15 protein-coding genes are annotated in these 19,799 nt (G+C 65.8%); 14 read left to right on the top strand and 1 reads right to left on the bottom strand.

What is annotated here, in order from left to right:
* Positions 1-8 precede the first annotated feature (8 nt).
* From X730_RS155545 to X730_RS155555, 3 genes are read left to right on the top strand one after another with little or no spacing between them, the layout of a single operon-like run.
* Positions 9-1,088 carry an AAA family ATPase gene (locus X730_RS155545; protein ID WP_023673899.1) on the top strand — a complete coding sequence of 360 codons (1,080 nt, stop codon included), beginning with the start codon at positions 9-11 and terminating at the stop codon, positions 1,086-1,088.
* Positions 1,089-1,092: 4 nt separating this feature from the next.
* Positions 1,093-3,345, top strand: a complete 2,253-nt coding sequence (locus X730_RS155550; RefSeq protein WP_023825976.1) for a DUF5682 family protein — start codon at positions 1,093-1,095, stop codon at positions 3,343-3,345.
* 2 nt (positions 3,346-3,347) lie between these two features.
* Positions 3,348-4,583: a VWA domain-containing protein gene (locus tag X730_RS155555; protein WP_023687036.1), complete on the top strand. Its 1,236-nt coding sequence runs from the start codon at positions 3,348-3,350 to the stop codon at positions 4,581-4,583.
* Here the strand turns inward: X730_RS155555 and tssH are convergent, their stop codons facing one another.
* Positions 4,584-7,358 carry a type VI secretion system ATPase TssH gene (tssH, locus tag X730_RS155560; RefSeq protein ID WP_023709956.1) on the bottom strand — a complete coding sequence of 925 codons (2,775 nt, stop codon included), beginning with the start codon at positions 7,356-7,358 and terminating at the stop codon, positions 4,584-4,586.
* A gap of 324 nt (positions 7,359-7,682) precedes the next feature.
* Between tssH and tssA the strand changes: the two genes are divergently transcribed.
* The 11 genes from tssA to icmH all read left to right on the top strand — a co-directional run bounded on the left by tssA (position 7,683) and on the right by icmH (position 19,798).
* On the top strand, positions 7,683-8,861 hold the full coding sequence (gene tssA, locus X730_RS155565) for a type VI secretion system protein TssA (protein ID WP_023687034.1): 1,179 nt from the start codon (positions 7,683-7,685) through the stop codon (positions 8,859-8,861).
* Positions 8,862-8,867: 6 nt separating this feature from the next.
* Positions 8,868-9,404: a type VI secretion system contractile sheath small subunit gene (tssB, locus tag X730_RS155570; RefSeq protein WP_023673718.1), complete on the top strand. Its 537-nt coding sequence runs from the start codon at positions 8,868-8,870 to the stop codon at positions 9,402-9,404.
* A 3-nt stretch (positions 9,405-9,407) separates the two neighbouring features.
* Positions 9,408-10,913, top strand: a complete 1,506-nt coding sequence (gene tssC / locus X730_RS155575; RefSeq protein ID WP_023682611.1) for a type VI secretion system contractile sheath large subunit — start codon at positions 9,408-9,410, stop codon at positions 10,911-10,913.
* 51 nt (positions 10,914-10,964) lie between these two features.
* Entirely contained in the window at positions 10,965-11,414 is a 450-nt protein-coding gene (locus X730_RS155580) for an Hcp family type VI secretion system effector (protein ID WP_023673716.1), read from the top strand.
* The gene (tssE, locus tag X730_RS155585; protein WP_023673715.1) at positions 11,401-12,156 is read left to right on the top strand and encodes a type VI secretion system baseplate subunit TssE; all 756 of its coding nucleotides are present in this window, start codon (positions 11,401-11,403) and stop codon (positions 12,154-12,156) included. Before X730_RS155580 ends, tssE begins: the two co-directional genes overlap by 14 nt.
* A 3-nt stretch (positions 12,157-12,159) precedes the next feature.
* Positions 12,160-14,034, top strand: a complete 1,875-nt coding sequence (tssF, locus tag X730_RS155590) for a type VI secretion system baseplate subunit TssF (RefSeq protein ID WP_023825975.1) — start codon at positions 12,160-12,162, stop codon at positions 14,032-14,034.
* Positions 13,998-15,041 carry a type VI secretion system baseplate subunit TssG gene (gene tssG / locus X730_RS155595; RefSeq protein ID WP_023825974.1) on the top strand — a complete coding sequence of 348 codons (1,044 nt, stop codon included), beginning with the start codon at positions 13,998-14,000 and terminating at the stop codon, positions 15,039-15,041. The genes tssF and tssG overlap by 37 nt, the downstream gene beginning before the upstream one ends.
* Positions 15,038-16,519: a type VI secretion system-associated FHA domain protein TagH gene (gene tagH / locus X730_RS155600; RefSeq protein WP_023825973.1), complete on the top strand. Its 1,482-nt coding sequence runs from the start codon at positions 15,038-15,040 to the stop codon at positions 16,517-16,519. The genes tssG and tagH overlap by 4 nt, the downstream gene beginning before the upstream one ends.
* A gap of 3 nt (positions 16,520-16,522) precedes the next feature.
* Entirely contained in the window at positions 16,523-16,975 is a 453-nt protein-coding gene (tssJ, locus tag X730_RS155605) for a type VI secretion system lipoprotein TssJ (RefSeq protein ID WP_023673710.1), read from the top strand.
* A gap of 158 nt (positions 16,976-17,133) precedes the next feature.
* The gene (gene tssK, locus X730_RS155610; RefSeq protein ID WP_023825972.1) at positions 17,134-18,468 is read left to right on the top strand and encodes a type VI secretion system baseplate subunit TssK; all 1,335 of its coding nucleotides are present in this window, start codon (positions 17,134-17,136) and stop codon (positions 18,466-18,468) included.
* A gap of 4 nt (positions 18,469-18,472) precedes the next feature.
* On the top strand, positions 18,473-19,798 hold the full coding sequence (icmH, locus tag X730_RS155615; RefSeq protein WP_023825971.1) for a type IVB secretion system protein IcmH/DotU: 1,326 nt from the start codon (positions 18,473-18,475) through the stop codon (positions 19,796-19,798).
* The last annotated feature ends 1 nt before the right edge of the window (position 19,799 follow it).

The raw sequence follows: 19,799 nt of genomic DNA, 5'->3' as shown, positions 1-19,799 counted from the left end.
ACAGCACCATGAACGCAGCCATCCGCCTCCCCGTCGAGCAGGCCTATGCCGCTGAACTGCAGGCGCTGGCGCGCAATGACGACAAGCAAAAACCTGCGGGATGGAGCCTCTCGCCAAAGGCCGTGCTGACCTATCTGCTCGGCGGCAAGGCAAGCGACGGCACCGTGATATCGCCGAAATATGTTGGCCGCCGCCGGCTGATGGAAACCGCGGTGGCGACACTCGCTACCGACCGCGCGCTGCTGTTGCTCGGCGTTCCCGGCACCGCCAAGTCCTGGGTGTCGGAACATCTCGCCGCCGCCATCATGGGCAACTCGACGCTAATCGTGCAGTGCACGGCCGGCACCGACGAGAACCAGGTCCGCTACGGCTGGAACTATGCGCAGCTTTTGGCCAAAGGGCCGAGCCAGGAGGCGCTGGTGCCGACGCCGCTCTACCGCGCCATGGAGAGCGGCAAGCTATGCCGCCTGGAAGAGTTGACGCGCATGGGCTCCGATGTACAGGATACGCTGATCACCGTGCTGTCGGAAAAGATGATGCCGATCCCGGAACTCAACACGTCGCTGTATGCCCAGCGCGGCTTCAACATCATCGCCACCGCAAACAACCGCGACAAGGGCGTCAACGAGCTGTCCTCGGCGCTGAAACGCCGCTTCAATGTGGTGGTGCTGCCGCTGCCCGAGGACATGGCGGAAGAGGTGGCGATCGTCTCCAAGCGGGTCGACGAGATGGCCGGCGGGCTCGACCTGCCGGTGCCGAAAAATGTCGGCGAGGAGATCGCTCGCGTGTTGACCATTTTCCGCGAGCTGCGCTCGGGCGCAACCGCCGACGGCAAGGTGACGCTGAAGACGCCTTCGGGTTCGCTCTCGACCGCCGAGGCGATCGCCACCATGGTCGGCGGCCTCAGCCAGGCGGCGTGGTTCGACAGCGGCAAGCTCGGCGCCGAAGGCCTCGCCGCCAGCCTTGTCGGCGCCATCGTCAAGGACCCGGTGCAGGACAAGGTGGTGCTGGAGGAATATCTCGAAACGGTGCTCAAGAAGCGGCCGGACTATGCCGGCTATTACGCGGCGCTGAACGCAGCGATCTGAGGTCATGAGCGACGTCGCCTATTTCGGCATCCGCCATCACGGGCCGGGCTCCGCCGACAGCCTGGTGCAGGCGCTGCGGGACTTGCAGCCGGTCGCGGTGCTGATCGAAGGGCCGAGCGACGCGTCCGCCCTGCTGCCATTGCTGGCGCGCCCGCAGATGCAGCCGCCGGTGGCGCTGCTCTGCTACCCCGAGGACGACCCGGCCGCGACAAGTTTCTGGCCGTTCGCCGAGTTCTCGCCGGAATACCAGGCGGCGGTGTGGGCGGTGGAGAACAAGGCGGCATTGCGGTTCATCGACCTGCCGTCATCGGCACGGTTCGCGGCACCGGCAACCGACGACACCGACAAAACGGCTGACGCCGACAAGCCCGAACCCAAGGACGAAACCGGTGAGGATGGCGAGCCCGCATCGCATCGCGACCCGATCGGCACGCTGGCTGCGGCCGCCGGCTATGAAGATGGCGAAAGCTGGTGGGCCGACATTATCGAGCAGAATCCGCAGCCGGGTCCAATCTTCGCTGCCATCACTGATGCGATGACGACGCTGCGCGACGGCGAAGGTGCGATCGCGCCGTTCGAGGCCAAGCGTGAAGCGCATATGCGATTGGAAATCGCCGCCGCGCGCAAGGAATTCGCCGGACCGATCGCCGTCGTCTGCGGCGCATGGCATGTGCCGGCCCTGCAGGCCGCGCACACGCAGAAGAACGACCAGGCGCTGATCAAGGGAATTGCCCGGCGCAAAAGCATCATGACATGGGCGCCATGGACCGGGCCGCGTCTTGCGCTGGGCTATGGTTATGGCGCTGGCGTCGTCGCGCCCGGCTGGTGCAAGCATCTGTGGCGCACACGAGGGCGGCGCGACGCCGCGACGCTGTGGCTGGCGACGATCGCGGCGGTGCTGCGGGCGAAGGGCCATCTGGTGTCGACCGCGTCGCTGATCGAGGCCGAGCGGCTTGCGCGCACACTGGCTGCCATTCGCGAGCGGCCGAAGCCCGGCTTCGAGGAATTGCGCGATGCCGCGATCGCGGCGCTGTTCAACGGCGAAGCGGTGCTGTGGGCGCTGGTCGAGGCCGAGCTGCTTTTGGGCGCGGATGTCGGCGAGATTCCGCCCGACACGCCGCTGGCGCCGCTGATCGAGGACCTGCAGCGCAACCAGAAGGCGGCGCGGCTGAAGCCGGAGGCGCTGGAACGCGAGCTGTCGGTCGATCTGCGCAGCGAAAGCGGACTGTTTCGTTCGACATTGCTGCACCGGCTGGACGTGCTTGGCGTGCAATGGGGCAGGCTGGCCGACGCCGGCCGCAGCCGCGGCACCTTTCGCGAAAAATGGACGCTGGCCTGGGAGCCGGAATATGCCGTGCGCCTGGTCGAGAACCTGATCTACGGCCCGACTATCGAAAAGGCCGCCAATGGCCGCCTGATCCAGATGCTCGGTGCGGCCGCGAGCCTCGACACGCTTGCCGCCCTTGTCCAGAGCGCCATTACGGCGGATCTGTCGGAGGCCGCGAGCGCCGGCCTTGTAGCGTTGGAGGCGCGCGCAGCGCACAGCAGCGAATGCCTAGAGATGCTGGCCTCGGTGCCGCCGCTTGCCGACATCATCCGTTACGGCGAGGCGCGCAAGACCGAAACCAACCGGCTGTCCGGTTTGTTGGAACGGTTGATCGTCGAAGGCGCGATCGCGCTGCCCTATGCGGTGCGCGACCTGGACGAGCAGGCCGCCACCACGCTGGTCGGTGCTGTGCGCAAGGCCGACACGGCCATCCGGCTGGTCGAGCCCGGCGAAGGCGTGCTCGATGCATGGCGCAACGGCCTGACCGGCGTGCTGGAAGGTCCGGGCTCGACGGCGCTGCTCGCCGGCTGCGCCGCGCATCTGCTCTATGAAGCCGGCCAACTGTCGGCAGAGGACGCCGCCGGGCTGCTCGGACGCAGGCTGTCGCCGGGGACGCCGGTCGCCCAGGCAGCGGGGTTCTTCGAAGGTTTCTTCAGCACTGCCGGCCAGCGGCTGATCTACGACGAGGGCCTGCGCGGCGCCGTCGATGGGTGGCTGAAATCGCTCGACGAGGACGCTTTCATCGCGCATCTGCCATTGCTGCGCCGCGTCTTCTCCAATCTGGACTCGATGGAGCGGCAGCGGTTGATCGAGGCCGTGCTCGGCCGCACCGCAAGGTTGCCGGCCGGCCTGACCCCGGCGCCGGATGGCGGCGAAGGCTGGCGCCGTCACCTGGAGCAGCTTGGGCCATTGCTGGCGGGCGGAGTGTGACAATGGATGACGAAGCCGAAGTGCCCGAACCCGGCCCAGCATCCTCCGATAGCGGGCGCGAGCGCCGCTGGCGGCTGGCGATCGGCGCCGATGACGAGGCTTCCTCCGCCCTTTCCAGTGATGACAAAAAACTGTCTTCGGCGCTCGATGCGCTTTACGGCGACGGCGCCAATGCCGATGCCGACCCGCGCAAGCGGCGCGGCGGGCTCGGCCGCTCGGCGCCACGCGTGGCGCAATGGATGGGCGATATCCGCTCCTTCTTTCCCGCCCAGGTGGTCCAGATCGTCCAGAAGGATGCCTTCGAGCGGCTGAACCTGAAGCAGATGCTGATGGAGCCGGAATTCCTCAAGGCGATCGAGGCCGACGTCAACCTCGTCGCCGACCTGATCTCGCTGCGTTCGGTGATGCCGGCCAAGACCAAGGACATTGCCCGCACCATCATCGCCGACATCGTCGCCAAGCTGATGCAGCGGCTGGAGCAGAAGACCGCCGAGGCGATCCGTGGCGCGCTCGACAAGTCGCGACGCACCAACCGGCCGCGCCAACGCGACATCGACTGGCCGCGCACCATCTCGGCCAATCTTCGCCACTACCAGCCTGAGCACAAAACCGTCGTGCCGGAAAAACTGGTCGGCTTCATGCGCAAGCAACGCCGGCTAGTCGATCTCGACGAAGTGGTGCTGTGCGTCGACCAGTCCGGCTCGATGGCGAGTTCGGTGATCTACGCCTCGATTTTCGCCGCGGTGATGGCGTCGCTGCCGGTCGTGCGCACCAAGCTGGTCTGTTTCGACACGGCCATCGTCGACCTGACCGAAGAGCTCAGCGACCCGGTCGAGGTGCTGTTTGGCGTGCAGCTCGGCGGCGGCACCGACATCAACCAGGCGGTCGCCTATTGCGCCGACCGCATCGAGCGGCCGACCAAATCCCACTTCGTGCTGATCACCGACCTCTATGAGGGCGGCAACGGCCAGGACTTGCTGCGGCGGCTTGCGGCGCTGGTCCGGTCCGGCGTCAATGTCATCGTGCTGCTGGCGCTGACCGATCAGGGCCGGCCGGGCTATGATCCGGCGATGTCGGCTTCGGTCGCGGCACTTGGCATACCGGTCTTCGCCTGCACGCCGGACCTGTTTCCCGACATGATGGCGGCGGCGTTGCGGCGCGAGGATATCGGCGCCTGGGCAGCCGGCGCCGACATCAAGCTGATCCGCGCCGAGACGGAGCCGAGCAGTCAGGCCTGACTATTCGAACGAATAGGCAAACCCGTCAGTGGAAGCGCTGACGGTCACCTTGGTCATCTTCTCGCCGTCGAGCGACCGGTTCAGCACGCCGCGGCTGAGTTCCGGCAACAGCGTGTTGGTGAGGATGGCGTCGATCATGCGGCCACCGGACTCGATTTCGGTGCAGCGCGCCTTGACCAGCGCCATGACGCCGTCGCCGATCACCAGTTCGGCGTCGTGGCTGGCGCGCAGCCGCCGCGCGATCTTGCCGAACTGATGGCGGGTGATGGCCTCGATCATCGAATCCGAAAGCGGATAGTAAGGGATGGTCACGACGCGGCCGAGGAAGGCCGCTGGAAACACCTTCAGCAGTGGAGCGCGCAGGGCAGCATCGAGGCCGTCGAGCCCTGCCCTCACCGTGCCGTTGCCGGTCCGCTCCATGATGACTTCGGACCCGACATTGGACGTCAGCAGGATCAGCGTGTTCTTGAAGTCGATGCGCCTTCCCTCGCTGTCATCCATCATGCCCTTGTCGAAGACCTGGAAAAAGATCTCGTGGACGTCGGGATGCGCCTTCTCGACCTCGTCGAGCAGGATCACCGAATAGGGTTTTCGGCGCACGGCCTCGGTGAGAATGCCACCCTTGCCGTAGCCGACATAGCCGGGCGGTGCGCCCTTGAGCGTCGAGACGGTGTGCGCCTCCTGGAATTCGGACATGTTGATCGAGATCAGGTTCTGCTCGCCGCCATAGAGCGTCTCGGCCAGCGCCAGGGCCGTCTCGGTCTTGCCCACACCGGAGGGGCCGCAGAGCAGGAACACGCCGACCGGCTTTTCCGGCGCTCCGAGCCCGGCGCGGCTGGTCTGCACGCGCTTGGCGATCATCTCCATGGCGTGATCCTGGCCGACGACTCGTTCGGACAAAGTGTCGGCGAGCTTGAGCGCCTTTTCGGTCTGGCTGGACAGCATCCGTCCCGTCGGGATGCCGGTCCAGTCCTGGACCACGGCAGCGACCGCATTGCGGTCGACCGATGGCAGGATCAGCGGCGTCTCGCCTTGCGCGGTGGCAAGCTCGGCCATGAGTTCACGCAGCCGCGCCAGATCGGCGACAGGATCTGACGGCGCAGCCTCGGCAGCCGGCGCTTCGGTCTCGGACGCTTCGGCCTTGGGCGTCTCGGCCTTGGGCACCTTGGTCTTTTCTTCGTCCGGCGCTGCCGGTTCGGCATCGGCCTCAGCTGTCGCCACCGCATCGAGCGGGACGCCGTCGCCGCGCAGCCGCGCGCGCAGTTCGAGGATCTCGGCAACCAGCGCCTTTTCGCGCTCCCAGCGCTCCTCGGCGGCGGCGAGCATGGTCCCCGTCTCAGTGAGCCCGGCCTCGACCCGCGCCTGCCGGTCAGTTACTTCGATGCCGATCGCTGCCTCGCGGCCGATGATGCCGCTTTCGACCTCGAGCGCCTGGCGGCGCCGCAAAATGTCCTCGACCTCGGCCGGCGTCGCATGCTGCGAGATCGCCACCCTGGCGCAAGCGGTGTCGAGCAGGCTGACCGCCTTGTCGGGCAATTGCCGCGCCGGGATGTAACGATGCGACAGGCCGACCGCCGCCTCGATCGCCTCGTCCAGGATCTGCACTTCGTGATGCTGTTCGAGCACGCCGGCTACACCGCGCAGCATGAGCACAGCGACCGCTTCCGACGGCTCATCGATCTTGACCACCTGGAAACGGCGGGTCAGCGCCGGGTCCTTTTCGATGTGCTGCTTGTACTCGGCCCAGGTGGTTGCGGCGATGGTGCGCAATTCGCCGCGCGCCAGCGCCGGCTTCAAGAGATTGGCGGCATCGCCGGTTCCGGCGGCACCACCGGCGCCGATCAGCGTGTGCGCCTCGTCGATGAACAGGATGACCGGCGTCTCGGATGACTGAACTTCGTCGATCACCGCCTTCAGGCGCTTCTCGAACTCGCCCTTGACGCTGGCGCCGGCCTGCATCAGGCCAACGTCGAGCATACGCACGCTGATGCCCTGCAGGGGCGGCGGCACGTCGCCCTGGGCGATGCGCAGGGCAAACCCCTCGACCACCGCGGTCTTGCCGACACCGGCCTCGCCGGTCAGGATCGGGTTGTTCTGCCGGCGCCGCATCAGGATATCGATGATCTGCCGGATCTCCGGGTCTCGGCCGACGACCGGGTCGATCTTGCCGTCATGGGCGCGCTGGGTGAGGTCTGTGGCGTATTTGGCCAGCGCGGAGTCCCCGCCCGGAGCTCGCCGCGGCGCCTCCGCGGTGGGAGCCACTGCTGCCGTGGCGCCGGCTTCGAGCGAACCGTCCACCACCTCGGCAAAGCGGGCGATGACCCCGTCGGCGTCGATCTTGTCGAATTCGCCGCTGATCTTCGCCACCAGGCCTTCCAGCACCGGCGTCTTCAGGCAGGCGAGCACGACATGGGCGCTGCGGACCTCCTCCATGCCGAATTCCAGCGTCGCCAGGTTCCAGGCCTCCTGGATGGCGTGAAAGATGTGGTCGGAAAATTCCTCGATCGAGGTGGCGCCGTAGGGCAGCTTGTCGACGGCGCGGGTCATTTCGCTGGTAAGCCGGCTGGCATCGACGCCGGCATCGGCAATGATCATCTGCACATCCGAACGCTCGGACAGCACCAGTTGTTCTATGAAATGGACGAGTTCGACGTAAGGATTGCCGCGCAGCTTGGCGCTGTCGGCGGCGGCCTTGAAGGCGCGCAGGCAGACCGGATTGAGCTTGCCAACCAGTTCCTTGCGTTTGAACCCCTGCGACGACCGGCGCTGTTCCATCGAACGTGCTCCTGCAATCTGCCCGTCGACAGCCTGCCACATAAGCAGCCGCTTGACAAAGCGCTTGATGCAGCCGGCCTTTTCCCTTTGTGGAGAGTCCCGCGCCGCCAAATGCAGACAACCACGATTTTTTCTAATCCTATGCGATGCGCTTCACATACGAGGTTGGCCAAGCACGCCATGAATTGCGCCATCCGAGACGCAGTTGCACCGACATTCATTAGCGCTCGTTAACTTTTGAGCGGATGGCGAATTGTGGGAATATGCAACCGTGTGCTAACGTTGGGTCACGTACGGTTTTAGAGCCGGTCGCCGGGGGTATCTGTGATCGATCTCGCACTCTGGCTTGCTCCGCTGGACGGTGAAAATCCGTCAGGCGAAGACTTGCGCAACGATCCGGCTTTTCATGAGCTGGAGCGGCTCACGGAGCCGCAGGTCAAGGTCGTCCATGACGGGCGCAACAAGCCAGCCGCGCAATCGACCATTCCGGTCGACTGGCCTGCCGTGCTCGGCAAGGCCGAGGAGTTGCGTTCGCATGGCCGCGACCTGCGCCTGCTCGTCATTGTCGCCCGGGCGCTGGCCAATGAAGAGGGATTGGCCGGACTGGCACAGGGCCTGACCCTGATTGCAAGGACCTTCGAGACGCATTGGGAGACGATGCACCCGGCGCTGCGGGCCAGCCCCCAACCACGCGAGGCCGCCTTGCGCCGCCTCAACGCGCTGGCCGACCTGCAGAACGGCCAGGAAGGCCTGCTGGCGAACCTCAGGCAGATGGTCTTCTTCGCGCCGCGTCCCATCGGGCCGATCAGCGGACGCGATCTCGAACAGGGTGCGCTCGACGATCGCGTCATGCTTCAGGAAGCGGCGTCGGGATTGAATGCCACGGAGAAGGCAGCACTGGTCAGCGCGCACGGACAGCTCCTGAACCGGGTGGGCAGCGGTTGTGCCGCCCATCAGGACCAGGCCGGTGAACAGATGACGGCGCTCATCGCCGGGGCGCACGCAGCGATCGAGGCGCTCGACGCGGTCGATGCGGCGCTGAATGCCCGCCTTGACAGCAACGGGGCCGCCGTCCCGGACCTGAAACGATTTTTGCAGCGCGTGCTGACGACGCTGGAACGCAATACGGCGGTCGAGACCACGGAAGAGGCAGCGACGAAGGGGGCGGCCAGCCCGGCTGCTCCCCCGGCAAGCCCGGCCGCGCCGGTCAGAAACGGTCATGGAGCCGAGACGATGGCAAGCTACGCGGAGACCGGTGCGGGGCTCCCGGACAGGATTTCCTCGCGCGACGATGTGGTGAAGTGCCTCGACCTTGTGGTCGCGTTCTACGACCGCACCGAGCCGTCGAGCCCGATCCCGCATCTCGCCCGCCGGGTGCGCAGGATGGTGCACATGGATTTCGTTGAACTGATGGAAGACCTCGCCCCGTCGGGGCTCAAGGAATTCCGGCTGCTCGCCGGCGTTCCCGACGCCAAGAAGACTGCCCAGAAGGATGAAAGGTAGCAACACATGCCAGCCGAAAGCAAAGCGAAGGTCATCGAGCGAAATCGCGCCCCGCGCGTGCAGATCGCCTACGATGTCGAAACCTACGGCAGCCCGACGACGATCGAACTGCCGTTCGTCATGGGCGTGATGGCCGACCTGTCGGGCGCATCGCAGACCAGGGAAGCGTCCAAGACGGTGCTCGACCGTTCCTTTGTCGAGACCGATGCCAACCGCTTCCCCAAATTCATGGAAGCGCTGGGACCCAGGGTCAAGGCGCGGGTGAAGAACACGCTGCCGCAGGCCGAGGGACAGGAGCGCGACGAAGAACTGGCGCTCGACCTGACCTTCACCAAGATGGGCGATTTCGCCCCCGACAAGATCGCCGAACAGGTCCCGCAACTGGCCGAAATCCTCAAGATGCGGCGCCAGCTCGAGGAGCTGCTCGGCTTCATGGACGGCCGCGTCGATGCCGAAAAGCGCATCGCCCAATTGCTGAACAACCAGCCGCTGCTTGGCCAGATCGCCGCCCAGGCGCTGTCCGACGACAAGGGTGAGGAATAGATCATGGCCGAACAGCAAAAGACCGCAGCATCCGTCGCCGAGGCCGAGGCCGTCGATCTCGGCGAATTCAGCCAGCTCTTGGAGAAGGACTTCAAGGTCAAGAAGGACGACAGCGAGAAGCTGCAGCAGCTGGTTCGCAACCTGGCTCTGGCGGCGCAGTCGCGCTCCGAGACGACGACGATTTCGTCCAACTCGATCAAGTCGATCAAGTCGTTGATCGCCGGCATCGACAAGATGCTGACGACCCAGGTCAACGAAATCCTGCACGCGCCGGAAGTGCGGCAGATGGAAGGCACCTGGCGCGGCCTCTGGTACCTCATCAACAACACCGAGACGGATCAGAAGCTGAAGATCCGGGTGATGAACATTTCCAAGGAGCAGCTGGCCGATACGCTCGAAGACTATGAAGGCCAGATGTGGGACCAGAGCCCGATCTTCAAGAAGGTCTACACCGACGAGTATTCGATGCTCGGCGGCGAACCGATCGGCTGCGTCATCGGCGCCTACGAGTTCTCCAACCACCCGCGCGACGTCGGCCTGTTGCGCAACATCTCCGGCATCTGCGCCTCGGCGCACACGCCATTCATCGCCGCCGCCTCGCCACGGCTGTTCCGCATGGACAGCTGGCAGGAACTGCCCAACCCGCAGGACCTGCAGCAGATCGTCTCCAACCCGGCCTACGCCTCGTGGCAATCGCTGCGCGAGAGCGAGGATGCGCGCTATATCGGGCTGACCATGCCGCGCGTGCTGGCGCGGCTGCCCTACGGCTCGGAGACAGTCCCGGTCAAGGGCTTCTCCTTCGAGGAGGAAGTGCAGGGCGATCACAACAAATATGTCTGGATGAACGCTGCCTTCCCGATGGGCGTCAACATCAACCGCAGCCACAAGCTCTATGGCTGGGGCACCCAGATCCGCGGCGTCGAAAATGGCGGCACTGTGCTTAACCTGCCGGTGCACTCCTTCCCGACCGATGACGGCTCGATCGCGATGAAATGCCCGACGGAAGTCGCCATCGACGACCGGCGCGAGGCGGAACTGGCCAAGCTCGGGCTGATGCCGATCCTGCACCGCAAGAACACCGATCTCGCGGCCTTCATCGGCGCCCATTCGCTGCAGGACGATGAGACGCGGGCGGGCCGCCTGGTCGACCCCGACGCCCAGTCCAACGAGCGGCTCTCCGCCAACCTGCCCTATCTGTTCCCGGTCTCGCGCTTTGCGCACTACCTCAAGGCGATTGCGCGCGACAAGGTCGGATCGTTCAAGGAACGCACCGACATGCAGATCTGGTTGACCGAATGGATCAACCGGTACGTGCTGGCCAACCCGGCCTTCGCCGACGACAAGGCGCGCGCCAAGCGTCCGCTTGCCGCCGCCGAGGTGCAGGTCGACAGCGTGGAGGGCCGGCCGGGCTACTACAACGCCCGCTTCTATCTGCGCCCGCACTACCAGCTGGAGGGCATCAATGCCTCGCTCAGGCTGGTGTCGGAATTGCCGTCCGTGAAGACCTGATTGCAGCAACCAAACCTTTGTTTGAAAGCGTGGAGAACGAAAATGCCCACAATGAAGATCGACGGTTTTCTGAAAGTTCCGGATATCAAGGGGCCCAGCACGCGCGACGGCCATGACGACGAGATCGAAATCCATGGCGTCGATTACAAGATGGTCGCGCCCTACGACCCCAATTCCCTCTCGCGCCGAGGCCGCGTGTCGATGGGCATGATCAAGTTCACCAAGCACTACGACAAGGCCTCACCCTATCTGGCCAAGGCCCTGTTCGAAAACAAGGCGCTGGACGAGGTCAAATTCTCCGCTCGGCGGACCATCGACGGCGAGAGCAAGGACTATCTGGTCGTTACCCTGACCGACGCCTCGATCATGGAATACGACATGTCGCAGGCCGATGATGAAGCCGACCTGATCCAGGAGGAAGTCTCCTTCGCCTACAAGAAGATCAAGTTCGTCTATGACGACAATGACGAAGCCGAAATGGATGTCTATGTCGGCAAGTGAGGGGCGAGCAAAGCGCCCTGCCGCCGACAAGGTACAGGCGGGCGGTTCACGGGCCAAGCGCGAGGCGGTACAGCCTTCGCTGTGGGACCGCCTCGTCAACGACCTGCCGGGCCTGAGCTCGGAGATAGACGGGCTCAGGCAGGCTCTGCAGGAGGAGCTTGGCGCAGAGCGCCTGGACGAGCTGCTGGCAGACGGACCGAGGCGCATCGACGCCGATGACGCATTGAACCCCGATCAGAAGCGCCGGCTGCACCGGCTGGCGTTTCAGAACCGGCACCGTGGCGAGCTTGAAAGCCGAGGCATCGTGGTGTCGCCCGATGTGCTGCGCGAGGCCGTGCGGCGCGACATCGAGGCGCTGTTCAACACCGAGCGTTTCGAATCCGCGCCGCTGCTATCCGATCTCGAGGCCGAGCAGATGACCGACAGTCCGACATCGCTGGCCGACTTTCCGGAGGTGCGCCGCAGCGTTGTCAATTATGGCGTGCCGTCCTTCTCCGGCCGGTCGTCGCGCGACTTCGATCGCGATGTTCTGGCACGCGAGATCCGCGCCGTGCTCGCCGCATTCGAGCCGCGGCTGAAGGAGAGCGCGACGAAAGTCACGGTCAACCTCGGCGACAAGACCGGCCTGAAGATCGAGATCGACGCCGTGCTGATCATGACGCCGACGCCCGAGCGCATGCGCCTGCGCACGACGATCAATCTCGACAACGGACTGGCGCGCACCGAGTTCAGGGAAGCCTGAGAGATGGACCGGGTCTTCGTAGAATATTACGAGGAGGAACTGTCCCACATACGCGGGCTGGCGGCGGAGTTCGCCGACATGCATCCGGCGGTTGCCCGCAATTTGTCGCTGGATACGGTGCCGTGTCCCGACCCCTATGTCGAGCGGCTGCTCGACGGCGTCGCCTTCCTCGCCGCGCGCACGCGCCTGAAGGTGGATGCCGAGCGCTCGCGGTTTGCGCGCAGCATCCTCGACGTGCTTTATCCCGATCTCGTCACGCCGGTGCCGGCAACCGCCATGGTGGTGCTGAAGCCCGGCCAGCAGGTGCAGACAATGCTTGCCGGCCACGTCGTCAAGCGCGGCACGCGGCTGGTCTCCAGCCTGCAGGCCGGCCTGTCGACACGCTGCACCTTCACCACCGCGCAGGACATGACGCTGTTTCCGATCGCGATCAGTTCGGTCGGCTATTTCCAGGACCGCAGCGCGCTTGCCGCCGCCGGCATCGGCCCGATCGCCGGCAAGGCCGGCGAAGCGGCACTTCGCATCACGCTGGCGCGGACCGGCAAAGGCAAGCTCGACGAACTGGCGCTCGACCGGCTCGACTTCTATTTCGCCAACCGCACCAAGGCGCCGCTAATCTTCGACGCCATCTTCGGAGTCTGCTCTGGTGTCGGCGCTCGACCGGAAGGCAAGACCAATCCATTGTCGCCGCTACCGCCGCCGGAGATGGTCGGCATTGCCGATGCCGAGGCGCTGATGCCGCGCACGCGGCCGACCTTCGAAGGCTACCGCCTGCTGCGCGAATATTTCATGATGCCCGAGCGCTTCCATTATGGGCGCGTCACCGGCTTGCTGCCGGTCGTGCGCAAATGCCAGGCCGGGCTCGAAATCATCTTCCTGTTCCGGCGTCCGGTGCCCGAACTCGCCGATCTGACGCCGGCGGATTTCGATCTCTTCGCCACCCCGATCATCAATCTCTTCGAGCGCGAGTGCAACATCGTCGAGCTCGACCAGCGCAAGACACGCCAGGTGCTGCATGCCGACCGCACGCGGGCGCGCGACTTTGAAATCTACCGCGTCATCCGCGTCGAAGACGCCGATGCCGAGGGACCCGACGCGGAGATACCGGAACTCTTCAGCCTTGGGCAAAATCGCGGCAGCGGCTGGGTCTATTCGACGGAGCGGCGGCCGCGCCGGCCGACCGAGGACGAGCGGCGCCAGGGCGTGACGCGGACCTCCTATGCCGGCGACGACGTCTTCCTGGCGATCTCGCGCCCGGTCCACAGTCAGGCCAACCGGCCGCTCAAGCGCGTCGACGTCGTGGCACTGTGCACAAACCGCGATCTTGCCATCCTCGACGACACGCCAACGCTGACGCTGGAAGCGGGCGACCCGGTGGAATCGGTCAGGCTGCTCGGCGCGCTGCGTTCGCCGCAGCCGGCCATCCCGGCAGCGCTGCCGACCGGCGCCGACAGCGAGTCGCGCGCCGACGATCTGGCCTGGCGGCTGGTGTCGCAGCTGGCGCTGAACTTCCTCAGCCTGGCCAAGGAAGGCCGCGGCGTCGATCCGCTGCATGCGCTGCTCGATCTCTATGCCGAACGCGGCGATCCCGGGCTTGCCCGCAATGTACGCTCGATCGTGCGCATCGATTCGCGCGCGGTGATCGAAAGGCTGGCGATCGAAGGACCAATGTGTTTTGGGCGCGGCACGGAGGTGACGCTGCATGTCGACCAGTCGGTGCTGGCGGGACAGAGCACTCTGCTGCTGTCGGGCCTGCTGTCGCGGCTGTTTGCCCGCCATGCCGGCATTAACGGGTTCGTGCGCACGCGCACGCGGTTGCTCCAGAAACAGGAGGATGTGCCATGGCCGATGACGCCCGGCAATCGCTACCTGATCTAGAGCGAGCCGCAACCCTGTCCGAGAGTTTCGACTTTTTCGAACTGCTGCGCCGGCTGGAGCGGCAAGGCGGCCTGTTCGGCCATTCCGGCCGGCCGGACCGCGAGCCGGCAAGGCTCGGCCAGAATGTGCGGCTGTCCTTCGCAGTGCAGGACGTGGTGGATTTCCGCGAACCGACGGACAAGTCGCCGGCGCGGGTGACGGTCAACAATCTCGGCCTGCTCGGGCCTGAAGGGCCGATGCCGCTGCATCTGACGCGCTGGGTGCTCGATCGGCTGTCGCAGCGCTGGTATGCGGGCGCCGAGGCGCGGCAGACGAGCGACACGACCTTCGTCGATTTCGTCAACATCCTGCAGCACCGGATGATCGCGCTTTATTATCGCGCCTGGGCGGATGCGCATCCGGCAGTGCAGGTCGAACGCGGTGTCGGCGGCCGAGTCCGTTCGATGCTGGAAGCCATGGCCGGCATTGGGCTGCCGGGCACGCAGGACGCCGTACTCGATGCGGTAAAGCTTCGCCAGGCCGCCTCGCTCGCTGCCCAAGTCGACGGCCCCGAGCGACTGAGGCTGTTCCTGGCCGAAGCCTTCAAAGTGCCGGTGGTGCTGAAGGAGTTCGTCGCGGCCTGGATGACCATCCCCAAGGCGCTGCAGACGCGGCTTGCCGGCAGCTATGCCACGCTCGGCCGCAGCGCCACCATCGGCCCGCGCAGCTTCAGCCGGCAGAGCCGCATCGAGCTGCGCATCGGCGCGCTCAGCTATATCGATTACAAGGCCTTCCTGCCGGGCGGTGAGCGGCTGAAGCTGTTGAAGCAGGCGGTGCGCGACCTGATCGGCGAGACCATCGATGTCGATCTCAGGATCGTGCTTGCGGCAAAGGCAGTGCCGCCGGCGAAGCTCGGCACCGTCCAGCTTGCCCGCACCACCTGGCTGGCGCGACCGGTCGAAAAGGGGGACGCCGACGACATGCGGTTGCGGACCATCGTCGGCTGGCGGGAAGAGGTGGCGGCATGAGCCTGCTTCTGACTCTCGAACAGGGACCACGCGCGCAAGTCACGCGGCAGGCGCGGCTGGACGAGGGCGAGCTGGTAATCGGCCGCAGCGCCGACGCCGACTGGCAGATCAACGATCCCGACATGTTCGTCTCGCGCGCCCACTGCAAGATCACCAGCAAGCAGGGCGGCTATTTCGTCACCGATACCTCCAGCAGTGGGTTGTTCATCGACGATGCCGCCAGCCCGCTCGGCGCGGGAAATACCGCGCGCCTGCAAAGCGGCATGCGACTGCGACTGGGCGACTATGTGGTGTGGGTCGATTTGCAGACGGCGAAGACCGAGGCGCCGGCCTCCAGGCCTTCAGCGCCTGCCAGTAAGCCGGCGGCGTCGCGGGCGCCGGTCAGCCTCGGCGGCGACGATTTCTTTTCGTCCACCACGGAAGAAGAGCCGGGACGGCCACGCCCTGCCAACCTGCCCGATCCATTCGAAAAGCCGGTGCCCGGCGCATTCGCGCGTGCGCGGTCCGATGAACGCAGCTCGCAGGCGTTCGACGATCCGTTCAGCCTCGACCCTGTGGCAACGCCGGTGGCCGAGACCGCCCCCGACAAGGGTGTTGGCAAGCCGCTGTTCGACGATCCCTTCGGCCTCGATTCCGCACCGCTGTCGAGAGAGCCGAGCAGATCCAGTTCCGAGCAGCCGCCGGCCTACGATGACGGGTTTGGTTTTGGCCCGGCCGAGTCCACCAGTCTCGACGCAGGCGCGACGGATGGCGGCGCAGTGGATGCGCCCTCGCCTGCCCCGGCGCCCTGGGATCTGCCGGTCCGCGCGGCCGAGGCATCGCCACAGCGGCCACCGCCAACCCCGCCTCCACCGCCACCACGTGCTCCTGTCCGGCAAGCTGCTGCGCGACCGTCGACCGGACAGGCGGACGCGGAATTGCGCGCCGCTTTCCTGCGCGGCATGGGCATGGACGAGTCCGATTTTCCCGGCGGCGATCCGGTGGCCGACATGGAAAAATTCGGCCGCGAGTACCGGCTGATGATGGAAGGGCTGATGCAGCTTTTGCGCAAGCGCGCCGAAGAGAAGGGCAACGCTCGCGTCGCTCAAACGGTGGTTGGCGCGTCCGAGGTCAACCCGCTCAAATTCCTGCCCTCGGTCGACGATGCGCTGGTAACCATTCTGGCCGAGCGCAGCCCCGGTTTCCTCGGCGCCGAAGCGGCGATCAAGGACGCGGTGCGCGATCTGGCGCAGCATCACGTTCGCGCCTGGCGCGGCGTGCAAGGCGCGCTCAAGCGCATGATCGACCGCTTTGATCCGGCGGCGATCGAGCAGGAACTGAAGTCGAGCTCGGCGATCGGCAATCTGCTGACCGGCGGGCGCGGCGCCAAGCTCTGGGAATTGTACCAGAAACGCCACCGTGAAATCGCTCACAGCGCCGAGACGCGCTTTCTGGGCGAGATCGGCGCTGATTTTCGTGATGCATATGAGGAGGACTGAGACATGATCGACAGACGCGAATTTATCCTTGCCATCGGGGCGACGGGACTGCTGACGGCTTGCCAGAGCGGCCCGCCCAAACCATCCGTCATCACAGTGAATCTTGCCGGCGGCGCCGGCATGAACCCGGGACCGGGCGGCGGCGACAGGCCGGTGACGGTGATGATCTTGCGGCTGAAAAGCACCGGCGCCTTCAATTCGGCCGATTATTTCGCCCTGCAGGGCGGTGCCGGCGCGGCACTTGGCGGCGATCTCATCGGCTCCGACACGGTTTCCGTCGGACCCGGCAAGACCGCATCGAAGACCATCACGGTCGAACCGGAAGTGGCAGCACTCGGCTTCGTCGCGCTGATCAGGGAACCCGGCGGACGCAACTGGCGCACGACCAAATCGGTTTCGCCGGGATCGAAGTTCACGGTCAATGTGAAGCTCGGCAGCGGCGGGATTTCCGCCTAAAGCGCGTCGCGTTTGAACAGATTCAGGCGACGCGCTTTAGATCTTTATTTTTATGCATGTCGTTCTCTCAAAACCGTGACCACTTTTGAGCGACATGCATTGGCGGCAAAAGTCCGCAAGCCGCGCAACATGATGAGCAGGAAGCAGAGAGTGCCGGCATGAGCGATGCAAACAGGGTGCTGTGGTCGGAGGGACTGTTCCTCCGCACCCAGCATTTCCAGCAACAGGACCGCTTCTTCGAAGCGACGGTGCGCGGCGCCTTGCAGGCCGGGCATCTGCATACGTTCGGCTTTCGAACGCTGATGCTCGATCAGGCACAGCTCGATGCCGGCCAGATCTCGGTGCTCTCGGCGCGCGGCATCTTTCCCGACGGGACGCCGTTCGCGATCCCTGAGACGATGGATGCGCCGCGGCCGCTGGCGGTGACGCCGGAGATGGGCGCGGGGCCAGTGCTGATCGCACTGCCGCTCGAACCGCCCGGCGGCGTCGGCTTCGACCCCGCTCACGCCGAGCCGTCCGGCGCGCGCTATCGCGGCCGGATCGTGTCGGTGCGCGACGCCGTGCATGGCGGCTCCGATCCAGAGGAAATCGAGATCGCACGGCCGCAGGCGCTGTTGCTGGCGCCGGGCACCGCCGTCGGCGGCTACACCGCGCTGCCGGTGGCCGAACTCAAGGGCGTGCGCGCCGATGGCGGCGTGGCCCTGGACGACACCTTCCTGCCGCCGACCTTGGTCATCGGCGCGGCGTCCTGGTACAGCCGGCTGCTGCAGGAAGTGGTCACCGGCCTCGACCAGATCGCCGAGGCGCATGGCAAGATGGTGCTGGGCGGCCCCGGGCGCAGCGTCGAAGACCTTCTGATCCTGAACCTGGTCAACGCCGCGCGGCCGCGGCTGGCGCACATGCTGGCGCAGGATGTCTTCCATCCAGCCGAGGTCTATATGGAGCTGGCTGGCTTAGCCGGCTCGATGGCGACCTATGGCTCGAGCGCAAGGCGGCTCGGCGAACTGCCTGTCTACGACCACATGGCGCCCGGACCCGCCTATTCGGCGCTGGCCGATGCGCTGCGTTCGCTGATCCTCAGCCTGCGCTACATCGAGCCGAAATCGCGCGCCCTGCCGGTCATGCGCCATGCCACCAATGTGTGGAAGATCCGCATCGACAACCCGAAACTTCTGGTGGCGAGCCGCATCGTGGTGCGGATCGGCTCCGAACTGTCGGAGGATGCCTTGCGCAAGATTTTCGTCAACCAGGCGACCGTCGGCTCGGCCAGCGAATTCGAAGGGCTGTGGAAATCACGCCTGCCCGGCATTCCGCTGAAGCCCCTGCATTCGCAACCGCGCGAAATTCCCTATGACGGCGACCGGCTGTGCCTCGAACTCGACCAGAAAAGCGAGCACTGGGCCTCGCTGCTCGAAGCGCCCGGTTTCGTGATCGGCGTTTCGGGCGTGCTGCCCAGCGAACCGCAGGTCGACTGCTACTCGGTCAACAGGTGAGATGATGAGCAGGGACGATCCATTCGGACTGTCCGAGGATCGGGAGCGGACGCGCATTCGGCTGAGCGGAGCGCCAACGCCGCGCGCCATGCCGCTGCCGGCGTCAGGGGTGACCGCGAAACGCTCCGCGCGCGCGCATCCGAACGTGCTCGTCAACGCGTTCTCGCCGCTGCTGGAATTTGCACCCGAACTCGAAAACGCGCAGCCGCCGGAGAACCCGGAAGCCCTGCGCACCAGGCTGCTCGACGAACTTGTGCGCTGCCGCGACGCCACCATGGCGCAGGGCTCCTCGCTCGAGCGCGCCGACCAGGCCGCGTGGCTGGTGGCTGCGTTGCTCGATGATCTGGCGCTGAATACGCCGTGGGGCGGAGCCAGCGCGTGGCCACGCCAGCCGCTGGTGGTGATGCTGCGCGGCGACGTCGATGCCGGCGCGCAGTTCTTCGCCCGGCTCGAAGAGTTTGAACGCCATCCCAATCGCGACCGCGAAATGCTGGAGTTGCAATATCATTGCATGGCGCTCGGCTTCCGCGGCAAATATCGCGTTCCGGGCCGCTCCGGCGACCGCTCGCTCAATGCCGTGCGTGTGGCCGCGGCGCGTTTCCTGCGCGATAGCGACGCCGAAGGCGCACCGCTTTCGCCCAACTGGAAGGGCGTGATCGCCTCCGACGAGCCGCAGCGCTTCATCGTGCCGATCTGGGTGATGGTTGCGGCAGCGGCGGTGATCGCCACGGCCATTCATATCGGGCTGTCGATGAGCCTGAGCAGCCAGGCGGTCGAGCTCTCGGCGCTGGTTCGCGCCTTGCCGCCGCCGACGCGTACGGATGTCACCCGCGCTTCGCCGAAGGTCGACGCGCCGCCGCCGGTGGCCGTGGATTTCGCGCTGCTGCCGGAATTCCAGGCGGCGGCGCCGGATGAGCTCAAGAGGGCGCTGAGCGGCACGGAGAGCGTGTCGCTGGCGCGGCTGGTCATCCAGGCCTCCAATCCCGAACTCTTCCAGTCGTCGCGAGCACAGCTGACAGACGGCTTCGATCCGCTCATCGCCTCGGTCGCCAAGGTGATCCTCGAGAACCAGGAGCTGATCGGCGATATCACGGTGGTCGGCCACACCGACGGCGTTCCCTTGCAAAAGACCAACCCACTGTCCACCAACCAGCGGCTGTCGGAAGCCCGCGCCGCGGAAATTGCCGATATCCTGGTTCAGAACGGCGTGCCTAAGGAGCGCGTGCGCTCCGAAGGCCGGGCCGCCACCGATCCGGTGGCCGACGACGGCACACGCGAAGGGCGGGCCTTGAACCGCCGAGTCGAAGTGCTGGTCGAAAAGAGGCTGTGAC

This window comes from Mesorhizobium sp. L103C131B0 (assembly GCF_000502275.1).
Classification (GTDB): domain Bacteria; phylum Pseudomonadota; class Alphaproteobacteria; order Rhizobiales; family Rhizobiaceae; genus Mesorhizobium.
This window is presented reverse-complemented; position numbering and strand designations above follow the sequence as displayed.